The organism is Pseudomonas sp. YQ_6, assembly GCF_043103245.1.
Classification (GTDB): domain Bacteria; phylum Pseudomonadota; class Gammaproteobacteria; order Pseudomonadales; family Pseudomonadaceae; genus Aquipseudomonas; species Aquipseudomonas alloputida.
Genome location: NZ_JBICJR010000079.1, coordinates 25797 through 40995 on the forward strand (window position 1 = coordinate 25797; position 15199 = coordinate 40995).

The window sequence follows — 15199 nt, forward strand, 5'->3', positions numbered from 1 at the left end:
GTGAGGGGGCGATTATAGCCAGCGCGGGGCTGACAGGACAGCAAATCGTGGAGCGCTTGGCACATCGGTTGCACCCGTTCAGCCCACAGCCTTATCAGTAAGGGCGAGGACTCTTGTGAACACTGTACCCCGAGCAACGCCCCTGGCCTGGGTCAACGGCAGCGACGCGCCGGAAAAAACCAGCCTGAACATCGGCTACATGGCCCTGACCGACTGCGCCTCGGTCGTGGTCGCCGCCACCCAGGGCTTTGCCCAGCAGCACGGCCTTACCCTCAACCTCCAGCGCCAGGGCTCGTGGGCCGGGCTGCGCGACAAGCTGGTCAGCGGCGAACTGGACGCCGCGCATTGCCTGTATGGCCTGGTCTACGCCGTGCACCTGGGCATTGGCGGCGTACCTGCCAGCGACATGGCCGTGCTAATGGGGCTGAACCAGAATGCCCAGGCTATCAACCTGTCCCCTGCCTTGCAGCGCAAGGGCGTGACCAACCCTGAGGCACTGGCGCGTCTGGTGCACCAGCATGGCGCACGCCTGACGTTCGCCCAGACCTTCCCCACCGGCACCCACGCCATGTGGCTGTATTACTGGCTGGCCAGCCAGGGCATTCACCCGCTGCGCGACGTCGACAGCGTAGTGGTGCCACCGGCGCAGATGGCTGCACACCTCCAGGCCGGGCGCATTGACGGTTTCTGCGTCGGCGAGCCCTGGGCCGCCGACGCCGTGGCCAAAGGCCAAGGCTTCACCCTGGCCACCAGCCAGTCGATCTGGCCGGATCACCCGGAAAAGGTCCTGGCCTGCGCCCGCGTCTTTGCCGAGCAATACCCCAACAGCGCCCGTGCGCTGATCAAGGCGATCCTCACCGCCAGCCGGTTCATCGAGCAAAGCCCGGAAAACCGCCGCAGCACCGCGCAACTGCTCAGCGCAAGCGCCTACCTGGACACCCCGCTGGACAGCATAGCCCCCCGCCTGCTCGGCCATTATGAGGATGGCCTGGGCAACCAGTGGCAAGACCCACACGCCCTGCGCCTGTTCGACCAAGGCCGGGCCAACCTGCCCTACCTGTCCGACGGTATGTGGTTCATGACCCAGTTCCGCCGCTGGGGCCTGCTGCGCGAAGACCCCGACTACCTCGGCGTGGCCCGGCATGTCCAGCAACTGCAGTTGTACAGCGAGGCCGCACAGAGCCTGGGCATCGCTTGCCCAGGCCAACCGATGCGCAGCAGCCTGCTGATCGATGGCTCCCGCTGGGACGGCAGCGACCCCTTCGGCTATGCCCGCAGTTTCAGCTTGCATGCCTTGGGCGACCTGCCCGATGCCCGTGTCGGCGCGTGAGGGGGACGAACATGTTGCGCATCCTGCTGATCGACGATACCCAGAGCAAGCTCGGTCGCCTCAGGGCGGCGTTGAGTGAGGCCGGCTTCGAGATCATCGAAGCCCCAGACCTGACCATCGACCTGCCCGCCTGCGTCGAAACGGTGCGCCCGGACGTGGTGCTGATCGATACCGACTCGCCAGACCGCGATGTGATGGAACAGGTAGTGCTGGTCAGCCGTGACCAGCCGCGGCCCATCGTGTTGTTCACTGACGAGCACGACCCCGGGATGATGCGCCAGGCGATCCAGGCAGGGGTCAGTGCCTATATCGTCGAAGGCATCCATGCTGCGCGGCTGCAGCCGATCCTGGACGTGGCCATGGCCCGCTTCGAAAGCGACCAGGCACTGAAGGCGCAGTTGCTGGCGCGCGACCAGCAATTGGCCGAACGCAAGCGCATCGAGCAGGCCAAGGGTTTGCTGATGAAGATGAAGGATTGCAACGAAGAGCAGGCCTATACCCTGATGCGTCGCCAGGCCATGAGCCGGCAGCAGAAGCTGATCCAGGTGGCCGAACAGATCATTGCCATGCATGAGATGCTCGGCTGATGCGCTGAAAATCTCAAGCCAGCCCCACCAGAAGTTGGCCCATCTCTTGCTCAACAAATTTCACCGGTAGCCAACGGCGGTTACCCCACTTGAATCCCGACAAAGACGTCGCTCTCCCCTCCACACCCATGGAGCGGGTAGCGGCGTCTTTTTCGTTCCGTTGTACTACCGAGTGAGGTGTTCGATGAGTGCCAGCTTCTGGAAATCCGGGCATGTGCCCACGCTGTTCGCCGCATTTCTGTACTTCGACCTCAGCTTCATGGTCTGGTACCTGCTGGGCCCGTTGGCGGTGCAGATTGCTGCCGACCTGCAACTGAGCGCACAACAACGGGGCCTGATGGTGGCCACGCCGATCCTGGCCGGGGCGATTCTGCGCTTCGCCATGGGCGTTCTGGTCGACCGCCTGTCGCCCAAGACGGCTGGCCTGATCGGCCAGGTGGTGGTCATCGTCGCCCTCGCCGCAGCCTGGTACCTTGGCGTACACAGCTATGAACAGGCCCTGCTGCTAGGTGTTTTCCTGGGCTTTGCCGGTGCGTCCTTCGCCGTCTCGCTGCCGCTGGCCTCACAGTGGTACCCGCCACAGCACCAAGGCAAGGCCATGGGCATCGCCGGCGCCGGCAACTCCGGCACGGTGTTCGCGGCCTTGCTGGCACCGGCACTGGCAGCGGGCTTTGGCTGGAACAATGTGTTCGGCTTTGCGCTGATCCCGCTGTCACTGGCGCTGGTGGTGTTCGCCCTGTTGGCGCGCAATGCCCCGCAACGGCCCAAGCCGAAAGCCATGGCCGACTACCTCAAGGCACTGGGCGACCGTGACAGCTGGTGGTTCATGTTTTTCTACAGCGTTACCTTCGGCGGCTTCATCGGCCTGGCCAGTGCCCTGCCCGGCTACTTCAGTGACCAGTACGGCCTGAGCCCGGTCACCGCCGGCTACTACACCGCCGCTTGCGTGTTCGCCGGCAGCCTGATGCGCCCGCTCGGCGGCGCCCTGGCTGACCGTTTTGGCGGCATCCGCACCCTGCTGGGCATGTACGGCGTCGCCGCCATCTGCATTGCCGCAGTCGGCTTCAACCTGCCCTCTGCCGCAGCCGCACTGGCGCTGTTCGTCAGCGCCATGCTCGGCCTGGGTGCCGGCAATGGCGCAGTGTTCCAACTGGTGCCACAACGCTTCCGCCAAGAGATCGGGGTAATGACCGGCCTGATCGGCATGGCCGGGGGCATCGGCGGCTTCCTGCTGGCGGCCGGGCTTGGCACCATCAAACAGCACACTGGCGATTACCAACTGGGGCTGTGGCTGTTCGCCAGCCTGGGCCTGCTGGCCTGGTTCGGCCTGCACGGGGTGAAACAGCGCTGGCGCACCACCTGGGGCTCGGCTGCAGTCACTGCAGCGCGGGTCTGAGGCACGCCGATGAGCCTGCTACTGAGCTTTGCCCAGGCCAGCGCCACCGGGCCGCGCGCGGAAAACCAGGACGCCCTGCGCCTGGTGACGCCGGCACCAGAACTGGCCGCCAGCAAAGGCTACCTGTTCGCCTTGGCCGACGGCGTCAGCCAATGTGCCGACGGCGGCCTGGCGGCGCGCGCCAGCCTGCAGGCACTGGCACTGGATTACTACGCCACCCCGGCCACCTGGAGCGTGGCCCAGGCCCTCGACCGCCTGCTGCTGGCGCAAAACCGCTGGTTGCGCGCCCAGGGCAGCGGCCAGCCGTTGCTGACCACGCTTAGCGCGCTGGTGTTGCGCGGCCGGCGCTTTACCTTGGCCCATGTAGGCGACTGCCGGGTGTACCGCTGGCACGAGGGGAACCTGCAATGCCTGAGCGAAGACCATGTATGGGACCAACCGGGCATGCAGCATGTACTGAAACGGGCACTGGGCCTGGACCAGCACCTGCTGGTGGACTACCTGGAAGGCGAGCTGCAACCGGGCGAATGTTTTCTGCTGCTTAGCGACGGGGTCTGGGCCAGCCTGGGCGAACAGCACATCCAGGCCGTGCTGCGCGAGCAAACTGACCTGCAACTGGCCGCCGACACCCTGGTGGCCAGTGCCCACCTCAACGGCAGCAAGGACAACGCCAGCGCCTTGCTGGTACAAGTCGAGCAACTGGGCACGGCCAACCTGGGCGATACCCTGGCGCAACTGCAACAATGGCCAGTGCCCGGCGCGCTGCGCGAAGGCCAGGTGATCGACGGCTGGCAGGTCGAAACATTGCATGCGCACAGCCGCCAGTCCTTGCTGTACAAAGTGCGCGATAGCCAGAACCAGCCTTGGCTGCTCAAGACCCTGCCCACTGCACGTGAACAGGAACCGGGGGCGGCGCAAGGGCTGTTGCTGGAAGAGTGGTTTCTGCGCCGCATCGCCGGCCGGCACTTCCCCGAGCTACACGCCGCCAGTCAGCGCCAGCACCTGTACTACGTAATGCGCGAATATCCCGGCCAGAACCTGGCGGCGTTGCTGGCCGAACAAGGCCCGCTGCCCCTGCCGCAATGGCTGGAAGTCGCCCGGCAACTGCTGCAGGCAGTCGGTGTGCTGCATCGGCGCAACTTGCTGCACCGCGATATCAAGCCAGACAACCTGCACCTGGGCCGTGATGGCCAGCTGCGCCTGCTGGACTTCGGCCTGGCTTATTGCCCAGGCCTGTCCGAAGACCCGCTGCACGAGCTGCCGGGCACGCCCTCGTACATCGCCCCGGAAGCATTCGAAGGCCACCCGCCCAGCCCGCGTCAGGACTTGTATGCAGTGGGCGTGACCCTGTACCACCTGCTGACCGGACACTACCCGTACGGCGAGGTAGAGGCTTTCCAGCGCCCGCGCTTCGGCCAGCCGGTCAACGCCGCGCGCTACCGACCCGACCTGCCGGAATGGCTGCAGCACAACCTGCTGCAGGCTGTGGCGAGCGACCCGACGCAGCGCTTCGAAACCGCCGAACACTGGTTGCTGCTGCTCGAGCGTGGCGACCGCCAGGAACTGCCCAGTCGCCCCCGGCCGCTGCTGGAGCGCGAGCCGCTGAAGGTGTGGCGCACCCTGGCCCTGTTGTCGTTGCTGATCAATCTGATACTGCTGTTCACCCTGCTCAAGGGCTGAACGCGCCTTGCCGATGAGGAAACGCTGATGAATGCAAAAGTATGGCTGGTCGGTGCCGGCCCTGGTGACCCTGAACTGCTCACCCTCAAGGCAGTGCGTGCGTTGCAGCAAGCCGCCGTGGTCATGGTCGACGACCTCGTCAACCCGGCAGTGCTCGAGCATTGCCCGCAGGCCCGGGTAATGACCGTGGGCAAGCGCGGTGGCTGCCGCTCTACACCGCAAGCGTTCATTCAGCGCCTGATGCTGCGCCACGCGCGACAGGGCCGTTGCGTGGTGCGGCTCAAGGGCGGCGACCCTTGCATTTTCGGCCGTGGCGGTGAAGAGGCGCTGTGGTTGCAAGGGCATGGCATCGAAGTGGAGGTGATCAATGGCATCACCGCCGGCCTGGCCGGGGCCACCCAATGCGGGATCCCCCTGACTTCACGGGGCGTGAGCCGAGGGGTGACGCTGGTGACGGCGCACACCCAGGACGATAGCGAGCTGAACTGGGCGGCCTTGGCTCAGGGCGGGACAACGCTGGTGGTCTACATGGGGGTGGCGCGGCTGGAACAGGTGCGCCAGGGATTGCTGGCAGGGGGCATGGCGCCGGGAATGCCAGTGGCGATGATCGAAAATGCCTCGTTGCCGCAGCAGCGGGAGTGCAGAAGCGATGTGCAGGGAATGATGGAAGCTGCGCGGGCGTTTGGCTTGCGTAGCCCGGCAATCCTGGTGATTGGAGAGGTGGTTGGAGAGCAGCAGGCTGTGGGGCGGATCGCAATCGCAGGCTGACTGCAGGAGCAGCCTTCGAGGCCGGTTAAACCCAGCCAAAGAAAAACCCGGCCGAGGCCGGGTTTTTCATGAAGCTTCAAACCAATTACTTGGCCTGGGCTTCTACCTGAGCTTCAACGCGACGGTTGACAGCACGGCCTTCTTCGGTGGCGTTGTCAGCAACCGGACGGGTTTCGCCGTAGCCAACCGAGTCAACACGGCTGGATTCTACGCCGTACTGCTGGGTCAGCACTTGCTTGACAGCGTTGGCACGACGCTCGGACAGCTTCTGGTTGTAAGCGTCTGGACCCACGGAGTCAGTGTGACCTTCAACCACGGTGGTGGTTTGTGGGTACTGCTTCATGAAGTCAGCCAGGTTTTTGATGTCGCCGTAGCTGTTAGGCTTGACGACCGACTTGTCGAAGTCGAACTTGACGTCCAGCTCAACGCGAACGACTTCGGCAACAGCCGGGCAGCCGTCGGCGTCAACGGTAACGTTGGCCGGGGTGTCTGGGCACTTGTCGACGTTGTCGCACACGCCGTCGTTGTCGGAGTCGGAGCAGACTTCAGCAACTGGAGCAGGAGCAGCTTCAGCTTGCTTCGGGCTACCGCCGAAGTTCAGGCCAACACCAACGCTCGGGGCCCACTCGGTGTCGCCCTGGTCGATGTTGTACTGAGCTTCTACGCCGGCACGGGCATAGAACATGTCGGTGATGTACCACTTGGCGCCAGCGCCAACGTTGGCGAAGGTGGAGTGGTCACGACCGCCACGGCCGGTCTGGCCCAGCGACTGGTGCGAGAAACCAGCGGAAACGTACGGACGGATGGCGTCGTACGGGTTGTTGAAGTGGTAAACGGCGTCCAGGGCGGTGTTCGAGCCCTTGATGTTCTTGCCGTCTTCGCCACGAGCGTTGTGCACTTCGTCGTAGCCCAGACGCAGCTCAACGTCGTCGGTCAGGAAGTAACCGATCGAGCCGCCGAACAGGTTGCCGTCGTTCTTGAAGTCGCGCTGGCTGTCGAAGAATTCTTTCTTGTAGAAGATTTCAGTCTCGACGGCGCCTTGACCTTGTGCCATAGCGCCAATCGAAGTGGCGGCTACAAGCGAACCAATGGCCAAGCCCAAGGTGTTTTTCAATTTCATCCGTTAAATCCCCATCTGGTGATAGTTAAGCAGTCCCACCACAAACAAGAGGGACAACTCGACGGCGAGTCTAGCAGAACTCGCCGGTTCGTTAGAGATATTTGCACGCCACTAAGTTTCATCAAGGCCGGCAAATTTCTCCCGAAGCTTGTCTAGCGCGCGCTTGTAACGCATTTTCGTCGCGCTCAGGCCCATGTGCATGATGTCGGCAATTTCCTGGAACTCCAGTTCTGCGACAAAACGCAGCACCAGAATTTCCCGGTCAATCGGGTTCACATGCACCAGCCACTTGTCCAGCCCGCCTTTTTCTTCCGGCTTTGGAGCCTTGTCCTCGGACGCCTCTTCAACAGGGTCCAGACTCAAGGCATCCATCAACCGACGTTTGCGACGCTCCTTGCGGTACTGGGTAATGCACTCGTTGTAGGTGATGCTGTAGAGCCAGGTCTTGAACTTCGACTTACCCTCGAAGTTTTTCAGCCCGTACAGCACTTTCAGCATCACTTCCTGACAGACATCGTCCGCGTCACGGTCGTTCCCCAGATAACGCGCACAGACGTTGAACAGGGTCCGTTGGTAGCGCCGCATGAGCTCTTCATAGGCGCGGGTAACGTGGTACAGCTCCTCATGCGAACGCGCCACCAACTCTTCGTCTGTGAGCTCGCGGGGGTCATAGCGCATGGGCGGCGAATGAACTTTATTCAAAACGGATCTGGCCGACAGTCAGGTCAATGTCGCCGCGCGACCCCGTGGGTCGAATTTCGCGGCGGCATACATTAACAGCTTTTGTGCGGTTAGCGGCTATTGACGCGCTGTTCAAGCAGCTCGCGGTTAGCCAGTGACACCAGTTCGCCATCATCGGTCAGCAGCGTCGTCTTCACCGTACCGATCTCCTCGATATGCCCTTCGACCTCTCCAATCCGCACCTGCTGGCCGACTTGGTACAGCTCGCGCACGTAGATGCCGGCCAGGATCTGCCCGGCAATTTCGCGACTGCCAAGGCCCATGGCCAAGGCAACGGCCAGACCAACGGTAATCAGCCCGATAACGATGACGTGGTTCAGCAGGTCGGTTTTCACTTCAAGCTGGCTGATGGCCACCGAGATGCTGATGATGATCACAAGGCCTTGGGTAATACGCCCCAGACCCGCCGAGTATTCCAGGCCGATACCTTCGGCAGCGCCACGCACAAGGCCGTTGGCCACCTGCGCCAGCAGCACGCCGGCCAGCAGCACCAGGGCCGCGCCGAACACCTTGGGCAAGTACAGGGCAAGCATGTCGAGGGTTGCCGAAACCCGCTCAAGGCCCAACGATTCGGCGGCCGAGACCAGGAAGATGAGCAGCACGAACCAATAGACGATCTTGCCGATCAGGGTCGAGATCGGCACCTGGATACCGCCGCGACCGAGCATTTTGGTGAGGCCGGTGCCGGCCATCAGGCGGTCCAGGCCAAATTTGGCCAACAATTTGGACAGCAGCGTGTCGAGCAGCTTGGCCACCACGAAACCGAGCAGCACCACGACCAGCGCGCCGAACAGGTTGGGGATGAAGTTCGCTACCTTGGTCCAAAGGGCAGTCATCGCGGTGACCAGGCTCTGGGTCCAGAGATCGAGTTCCATATTCAATCGGCCTTATCTGCTTTGCTGCCGGTGGCAGCGTTGCGGGAAGAGTGTCGACGCACCGGCGCAACATGCGCCGAGCCATTGTTCACGGCAATCAGCAGCGCCTGGCTCCAGCGGCCAAGCAGGCTGAACAGATCACCCGCGCCAACCTGGCGGTTGGCGGTTTTCAGCACGCGACCCAGGCAAGCGGCGTCGTCCCGGTCGTCCCGGTCATTGCCGGAGGGTGACGCCTTGAGCAGGTCGCGCAGGGATTCTTCAAACGGATCGTGCATGGGCACCTCGCGCAGTGTCAGCAAGAGACGAGATGGCCGGGCGACGGGTCACACATCCTGTTGGCACGAAGGTTTCAAATTGCACAGCTATACCCACCGCAACCGCCGGAACAGCCACCACTGCCCCACGGCCAACCCCAGCACGACGATGCAGGCGAACAGGAAGCCCAAAGGGTTTTCCGCCCCGGGGATGCCGCCGACATTGATGCCCAGCAGCCCGGTGACGAAGCTCATGGGCAGGAAGATGCAGGTGATGATGCCAAAGCGGTACATGGTGCGGTTCATCCGCTCGCTACGCCGCCGGTCCTCGCTTTCCAGCACCAGCGCAGCGCGTTCGCGGGCCAGTTCCAGCTCTTCGAGGTAGCGGATCAGGCTGTTGTTGAGTTCATTCCAGTAATCGGCGTCGGCATTGGCGAACCAGCTCCATCTGCTGCGCGACAACTGCGCGTAGATTTCCCGTTGCGGGGCGAGAAAGCGGCGCAAGCCAGCGGCACGGCGGCGGATCTGCTGCAGGCTGCCCTGCTCCGGGGTGTACCGCTCGTCGGATTCGACCTTTTCTTCCTCCAGGTCGACGAGCTCGGCCAGGTCGCTGACCAGGCCCTGGACCTTTTCGGTCAGCAACTCACCCATCAACAACAACAGTTCCGAGGCCGATTTCGGTCCCCTGCCCTGTTCCAGCAACTGGAGAATTTCATCGCTGGCGCGCAACGGCCGCAGGCGCAGCGAGATAACCCGCTGCGCCTCGGCGAAGATGCGTACCGAAACCATGTCTTCGGGCTCGGCACCCGGGTTGAGGTTGACCCCCCGCAGGAACAGCAACAGCTGTTCGTCCGCCATGGGCAGCAGGCGCGGCCGGGTGTTTTCTTCCAGCAGCAGCTCGCAGGCGAACTCGCTCAGGCCGCTGTCGTGCAGCAGCCAGGAACGGGTTTGCGGATGGCTGCGGTCCCAGTGCAGCCACAGGCTCTGCTCCGGTTGCAACTGCAGGTCGTCCAGTTCGGTACGGGCAATCGAGCGCGCGCCACCTTTGCCATCGAGCACCAGGGCATGCACCAGCCCCCACTGCGCGTTGTCTTCCTCGAACATCAAAGCTCCATCAGCGCGTGCGGCGCATTACTCCGGCATTTTCAGCGGGCTTGGCGAGACCAGCACGCCATTGTTGTCGGCATATACATACTCACCCGGGCGGAAGGTGACCCCGGCGAAGGTGACCACCACGTTGAGATCGCCGATACCGCGCTTGTCAGTCTTCATTGGGTGGCTGGCCAGGGCCTGCACGCCAACGTCGGTCTGGATCAGCACGTCGACATCACGCACGCAGCCGTAGATCACCAAGCCTTCCCAACCGTTTTTTGCGGCTTTTTCGGCGAGCATGTCGCCGAGCAGCGCACGGCGCAGCGACCCCCCGCCATCGACCACCAGCACTTTGCCCTTGCCGTCGAGTTCGACCTGCTCCTTGACCAGCGAATTGTCCTCGAAACACTTGATGGTAACGATCTGGCCACCGAACGAATCGCGGCCACCAAAATTGCTGAACATCGGTTCCAGCACTTGCACCAGGTCCGGGTAGGCGTCACACAGGTCGGGCGTTACGTAATGCTGCATGGGAAGCTCCTGTCAGTCACAACGAAAGCGGGTATCGGCCAAGGCTACACCTTGGAGGCTGTCGTAGTCATCCGGGACCGGGCAGTCATTTGTATTCATCCTGTACCGGTCCTTCCACGCGGGACCGCACCTGCACAGGAACGCGCCGCTATCCAGCGTAAGAGTGGGTTTACCCGCGAATACGGTGGCGGCGTCAACAGTGAACGGCGGGTGGAGATTGGCCAGCAGGCCCGGCCCTTTCGCGGGTAAACCCGCGAAGAGGCCATGACAGGTACAGCGAACTCAACTGGCAGGCACAGGGTCGGCAACGACAGTGGACGCATGCACCGGCAGCAGCGGGTTGCGCAGCCAGCGCTCCACCAGCGGCCACACCTGCACCTGCGCGGCCTTGCTCACCAGCATGTCGACATGCCCAAAGGCCTCGAAACCTTCTTCACGACCCAGCCGCAGGAACTGCTTGCGCTCGCCGCCCAACTGCTCGAACAGCTTGCGACAGGCCCACACAGGGTCCTGGAAGTCCCCGGCACCGGCCACCGCCAGCAGCGGTACATCCACTTCAGCCAGCCCTGCCCACCAATCGTGCTTCTTGTCGCCAAAGCGCCCGAACAGGCCGTGCCAGCGCATGCTCTCCAGGGCGAGGCCTATCGGCTCGTCTTCAGGCCCACGCTTGAAACGTGGCCCGGATATCTGCCCCCAACGCTTGAGCACCAGCTTCGCGCCCCAAGCCAGCGGCGGCACTTTCAACGGCCAATAGACACGGCTGATCTGGGTACCGAACACCGCCACGCTGGCCAACTGCTCGGCAGCCAGAAAACCACCGCCCAGCGCAGCTACCAGGGTGGTGCCACCCAGGGAATGGCCAACCCAGTGCGGCGCCTGGCCCGATTGCTCGCGCACGAACGCGTTGATCAACGGCAGGTCATCACGGGCGTAGGCGGCAACGCTGTTGTGTTTCCAGTCATGGTTACGCGGCGACAGGCCGTGGCCTCGCATTTCCGGGATCCAGACATCGAAACCGGCGCGCGCAAGGTAGGCACCCAGGCCAACCCCTTTGGGCGAATACCAGAAGCGCCGATTGGAAAAACTGCCGTGCAGGAGAATGACCGGCACGCCTTGGGCCTGAACCTGGTCGGCCAGCCCCAGACGGGTGATGGCGAGCTCGACGCTGGGATCCGGACCATTACCGGCCTTGATCCGATACACGTCTTCGCTGAGATCGCCGCGGCGCTCGGCACTGAGCAGGGCCACGGGGAATAAAGTGCTGCTGCTTTGCATAAGGTTGCTTGGTGCACAAAAAAGGGCGGGGTCCATTGCTGGAACTCGCCCTGGAAAAAAACCAGGCAGGAGGGCGCCAGACGCCCCCCCGCGTTTACTGCATCAGGCCGCGCCTTGGCCTTCGGCCAGGAAGAACCAGGTCTCGAGTACCGAGTCCGGGTTCAGCGACACGCTTTCGATGCCCTGCTCCATCAGCCACTTGGCCAGGTCCGGGTGGTCCGATGGGCCTTGGCCGCAGATGCCGATGTACTTGCCAGCCTTGTTGCACGCGGCAATGGCGTTGGCCAGCAGCTTCTTCACCGCAGGGTTACGCTCGTCGAACAGGTGGGCAATGATGCCCGAGTCACGGTCCAGGCCCAGGGTCAGCTGGGTCAGGTCGTTGGAACCGATCGAGAAGCCGTCGAAGTATTCCAGGAACTCTTCGGCGAGGATGGCGTTGGACGGCAGTTCGCACATCATGATCACGCGCAGGCCGTTGTCGCCGCGGGCCAGGCCGTTTTCGGCGAGCAGGTCCACGACCTGGCTGGCTTCGCCCAAGGTGCGTACGAACGGCACCATGATCTCGACGTTGGTCAGGCCCATCTCGTTGCGCACACGCTTAAGTGCACGGCACTCGAGCTCGAAGCAGTCACGGAACGATTCGCTGATGTAACGCGAAGCACCGCGGAAGCCCAGCATCGGGTTTTCTTCTTCCGGCTCGTACAGCTTGCCGCCGATGAGGTTGGCGTACTCGTTGGACTTGAAGTCCGACAGGCGCACGATGACCTTTTTCGGGTAGAAGGCCGCCGCCAGGGTGCTGATGCCTTCTACCAGCTTCTCGACGTAGAAGCCAACCGGGTCGTTGTAGCCGGCAATGCGCTTGTCGACGCTTTCTTTCAGGTCGGCAGGCAGGCCCGCATAGTTCAGCAGCGCCTTGGGGTGCACGCCGATCATGCGGTTGATGATGAACTCCAGGCGTGCCAGCCCGACACCGGCGTTGGGCAGCTGGGCGAAGTCGAAGGCGCGGTCCGGGTTGCCGACGTTCATCATGATCTTGAACGGCAGTTCCGGCATGGCATCGACCGAGTTCTGCTTGATGTCGAAGCCCAGCTCGCCTTCGAAGATAAAGCCGGTATCGCCTTCGGCACAGGAAACGGTCACGCCCTGGCCGTCTTTCAGTATCTGGGTAGCGTTGCCGCAACCGACAACCGCCGGGATACCCAGCTCACGGGCGATGATCGCTGCGTGGCAGGTACGGCCACCGCGGTTGGTGACGATGGCACTGGCGCGCTTCATCACCGGTTCCCAGTCAGGGTCAGTCATGTCGGAGACCAGCACGTCGCCTGGCTGGACCTTGTCCATTTCCGATACGTCGTTGATGACGCGAACCTTGCCGGCGCCGATACGCTGGCCAATGGCACGGCCTTCGACCAGCACGGTGCCTTTCTCTTTGAGCAGGTAGCGTTCCATGACGTTGGCGCTGGAACGGCTCTTCACCGTCTCAGGGCGGGCCTGGACGATGTACAGCTTGCCATCGTCACCGTCCTTGGCCCACTCGATGTCCATCGGGCGCTGGTAGTGCTGCTCGATGATCATGGCCTGCTTGGCCAGCTCGCTGACCTCGGCATCGGTCAGGCAGAAGCGTGCGCGCTCGGCGCGGTCGACTTCGACGGTCTTGACCGAACGGCCGGCCTTGGCTTCGTCGCCATAGACCATCTTGATCGCCTTGCTGCCCAGGTTGCGGCGCAGGATGGCCGGGCGGCCGGCCTGGAGGGTGTTCTTGTGCACGTAGAATTCGTCAGGGTTGACTGCACCCTGTACGACGGTTTCGCCCAGGCCATAGGCGCCAGTGATGAACACCACGTCGCGGAAGCCCGACTCGGTGTCGAGGGTGAACATGACGCCGGCGGTGCCGGTTTCGGAGCGAACCATGCGCTGCACACCGGCAGACAAGGCAACCAGCTTGTGATCGAAGCCCTGGTGCACGCGGTAGGCGATGGCGCGGTCATTGAACAGCGAAGCGAACACTTCCTTGGCCGCGCGGATCACGTTATCGACGCCGCGGATGTTGAGGAAGGTTTCCTGCTGGCCGGCGAACGAGGCGTCTGGCAGGTCTTCAGCGGTAGCCGAGGAACGGACAGCAACGGCCATGTTGTCGTTGCCGGCGGCCATTTCTGCGAAGGCCGTACGGATTTCCGAATCCAGGCGTGGCGGGAATTCGGCTTCCATGACCCACTGGCGAATCTGCGCGCCGGTCTTGGTCAGGGCATTGATGTCGTCAACATCCAGCGCGTCGAGCGCGGCGTGAATGCGGTCGTTCAGCCCGCTCTGCTCGAGAAAGTCACGGTACGCCTGAGCCGTAGTGGCAAAGCCGCCCGGCACCGACACGCCGGCACCGGCGAGGTTACTGATCATCTCGCCCAGGGATGCGTTCTTGCCCCCCACATGCTCCACATCATGGACGCCGAGCTTATCGAGGGAAACTACGTACTCTACCAAGGTGATCTCTCCACTAACTGTGTTGGAAAAGCTCAAAAGGCGCCCGCCTGTCTTCTGTGACTTGGCCGGGCGTTTGTGGCCTGTACCTGGAAAATAGGCTCTGCAAATGTGGCAGAATGTCGACAGCCGCATTCGGCAAACCGAACTTATCATATCCAAGAATCGTCATCAGCTTAAGGCCCAGATCGCAAATGAAACGAACCGCGTTCTTCATCTCCGACGGCACGGGTATCACTGCCGAAACCCTGGGCCAGAGTTTGCTCGCGCAATTCGAGAGCATTCCATTCAACAAATTCACCCGTCCTTACATCGATTCGCCGGACAAAGCGCGGGCCATGGTCCAGCAAATCAACGCTGCGGCCGAGCGGGATGGGGTCCGCCCGATCATCTTCGACACCATTGTCAACCAGGACATCCGCGAGATCCTGGCGACGTCGAATGGCTTCATGATCGACATCTTTTCTTCGTTTTTATCCCCACTTGAGCAGGAATTGATCGCCCATTCGTCGTATTCCGTGGGCAAATCCCACTCGATTGGTGGCAATTCCAACTACATGGAACGCATCGAGGCGGTGAATTTCGCCCTGGATAACGACGATGGTGCACGCACCCACTACTACGACAAAGCCGACCTGATTCTGGTTGGTGTGTCGCGCTGTGGCAAAACCCCAACCTGCCTGTACATGGCCATGCAGTTCGGCATCCGTGCCGCCAATTACCCGCTGACCGAGGACGACATGGAGCGCCTGCAGCTGCCGGCGGTGCTGAAAAAGCACCACAGCAAGCTGTTTGGCCTGACCATCGACCCCGACCGCCTCACCGCCATCCGCCACGAACGCAAGCCCAACAGCCGCTATTCCAGCTTTGCCCAGTGCGAATTCGAAGTGCGTGAAGTGGAAAGCCTGTTCCGCAGGGAGAACATCCCCAATATCAATTCCACGCATTTTTCGGTGGAAGAGATTTCCGCCAAGATCCTGGTCGAAAAAGGCGTGGAGAGGCGGTTCAAGTAACGGCCCCGCCCCCTGTAGGAGCGGGTTTACCCGCGAATACGGTGGCGGCAGCGACAGTGAAC

The 15199-nt window shown here is 62.6% G+C and carries 14 protein-coding genes; 6 read left to right on the top strand and 8 right to left on the bottom strand.

Annotated features, from left to right (window positions below):
- The first annotated feature begins 115 nt into the window (after positions 1-115).
- The 5 genes from ACF8FG_RS25985 (at position 116) to cobA (ending at position 5761) form a co-directional block, all read left to right on the top strand.
- A complete protein-coding gene (locus tag ACF8FG_RS25985) occupies positions 116-1330 on the top strand; it encodes a CmpA/NrtA family ABC transporter substrate-binding protein (RefSeq protein ID WP_014591813.1) in 1215 nt (404 codons plus the stop codon).
- An 11-nt stretch (positions 1331-1341) separates the two neighbouring features.
- A complete protein-coding gene (locus tag ACF8FG_RS25990; protein WP_003248677.1) occupies positions 1342-1917 on the top strand; it encodes an ANTAR domain-containing response regulator in 576 nt (191 codons plus the stop codon).
- A 184-nt stretch (positions 1918-2101) separates the two neighbouring features.
- Positions 2102-3313, top strand: a complete 1212-nt coding sequence (locus tag ACF8FG_RS25995; RefSeq protein WP_012053187.1) for a NarK/NasA family nitrate transporter — start codon at positions 2102-2104, stop codon at positions 3311-3313.
- A gap of 9 nt (positions 3314-3322) precedes the next feature.
- Positions 3323-4993 (top strand): bifunctional protein-serine/threonine kinase/phosphatase, encoded by a 1671-nt coding sequence (locus ACF8FG_RS26000; protein ID WP_134697556.1) that lies wholly within the window; start codon positions 3323-3325, stop codon positions 4991-4993.
- 27 nt (positions 4994-5020) lie between these two features.
- Positions 5021-5761: a uroporphyrinogen-III C-methyltransferase gene (gene cobA / locus ACF8FG_RS26005; RefSeq protein WP_134697557.1), complete on the top strand. Its 741-nt coding sequence runs from the start codon at positions 5021-5023 to the stop codon at positions 5759-5761.
- A gap of 85 nt (positions 5762-5846) precedes the next feature.
- Here cobA and ACF8FG_RS26010 read toward each other — a convergent pair whose 3' ends face one another.
- From ACF8FG_RS26010 to ppsA, 8 genes are all read right to left on the bottom strand, one after another.
- Positions 5847-6881 (bottom strand): OmpA family protein, encoded by a 1035-nt coding sequence (locus ACF8FG_RS26010; protein WP_010953090.1) that lies wholly within the window; start codon positions 6879-6881, stop codon positions 5847-5849.
- 111 nt (positions 6882-6992) lie between these two features.
- A complete protein-coding gene (gene sigX, locus ACF8FG_RS26015; RefSeq protein WP_003248665.1) occupies positions 6993-7559 on the bottom strand; it encodes an RNA polymerase sigma factor SigX in 567 nt (188 codons plus the stop codon).
- A gap of 113 nt (positions 7560-7672) precedes the next feature.
- Positions 7673-8497, bottom strand: a complete 825-nt coding sequence (locus tag ACF8FG_RS26020) for a mechanosensitive ion channel domain-containing protein (RefSeq protein ID WP_010953088.1) — start codon at positions 8495-8497, stop codon at positions 7673-7675.
- Positions 8498-8499: 2 nt separating this feature from the next.
- Entirely contained in the window at positions 8500-8772 is a 273-nt protein-coding gene (locus ACF8FG_RS26025; protein WP_014591816.1) for a hypothetical protein, read from the bottom strand.
- Positions 8773-8859: 87 nt separating this feature from the next.
- Complete coding sequence (locus ACF8FG_RS26030; protein ID WP_110159867.1) at positions 8860-9855, bottom strand: zinc transporter ZntB; 996 nt, start codon at positions 9853-9855, stop codon at positions 8860-8862.
- A 27-nt stretch (positions 9856-9882) separates the two neighbouring features.
- On the bottom strand, positions 9883-10374 hold the full coding sequence (gene rraA, locus ACF8FG_RS26035) for a ribonuclease E activity regulator RraA (protein WP_003248652.1): 492 nt from the start codon (positions 10372-10374) through the stop codon (positions 9883-9885).
- A 282-nt stretch (positions 10375-10656) separates the two neighbouring features.
- The gene (locus tag ACF8FG_RS26040) at positions 10657-11649 is read right to left on the bottom strand and encodes an alpha/beta fold hydrolase (RefSeq protein ID WP_223279160.1); all 993 of its coding nucleotides are present in this window, start codon (positions 11647-11649) and stop codon (positions 10657-10659) included.
- A gap of 102 nt (positions 11650-11751) precedes the next feature.
- A complete protein-coding gene (ppsA, locus tag ACF8FG_RS26045) occupies positions 11752-14127 on the bottom strand; it encodes a phosphoenolpyruvate synthase (protein ID WP_019437371.1) in 2376 nt (791 codons plus the stop codon).
- A 191-nt stretch (positions 14128-14318) separates the two neighbouring features.
- Between ppsA and ACF8FG_RS26050 the strand changes: the two genes are divergently transcribed.
- On the top strand, positions 14319-15137 hold the full coding sequence (locus ACF8FG_RS26050) for a pyruvate, water dikinase regulatory protein (RefSeq protein ID WP_003248634.1): 819 nt from the start codon (positions 14319-14321) through the stop codon (positions 15135-15137).
- Positions 15138-15199 lie beyond the last annotated feature (62 nt).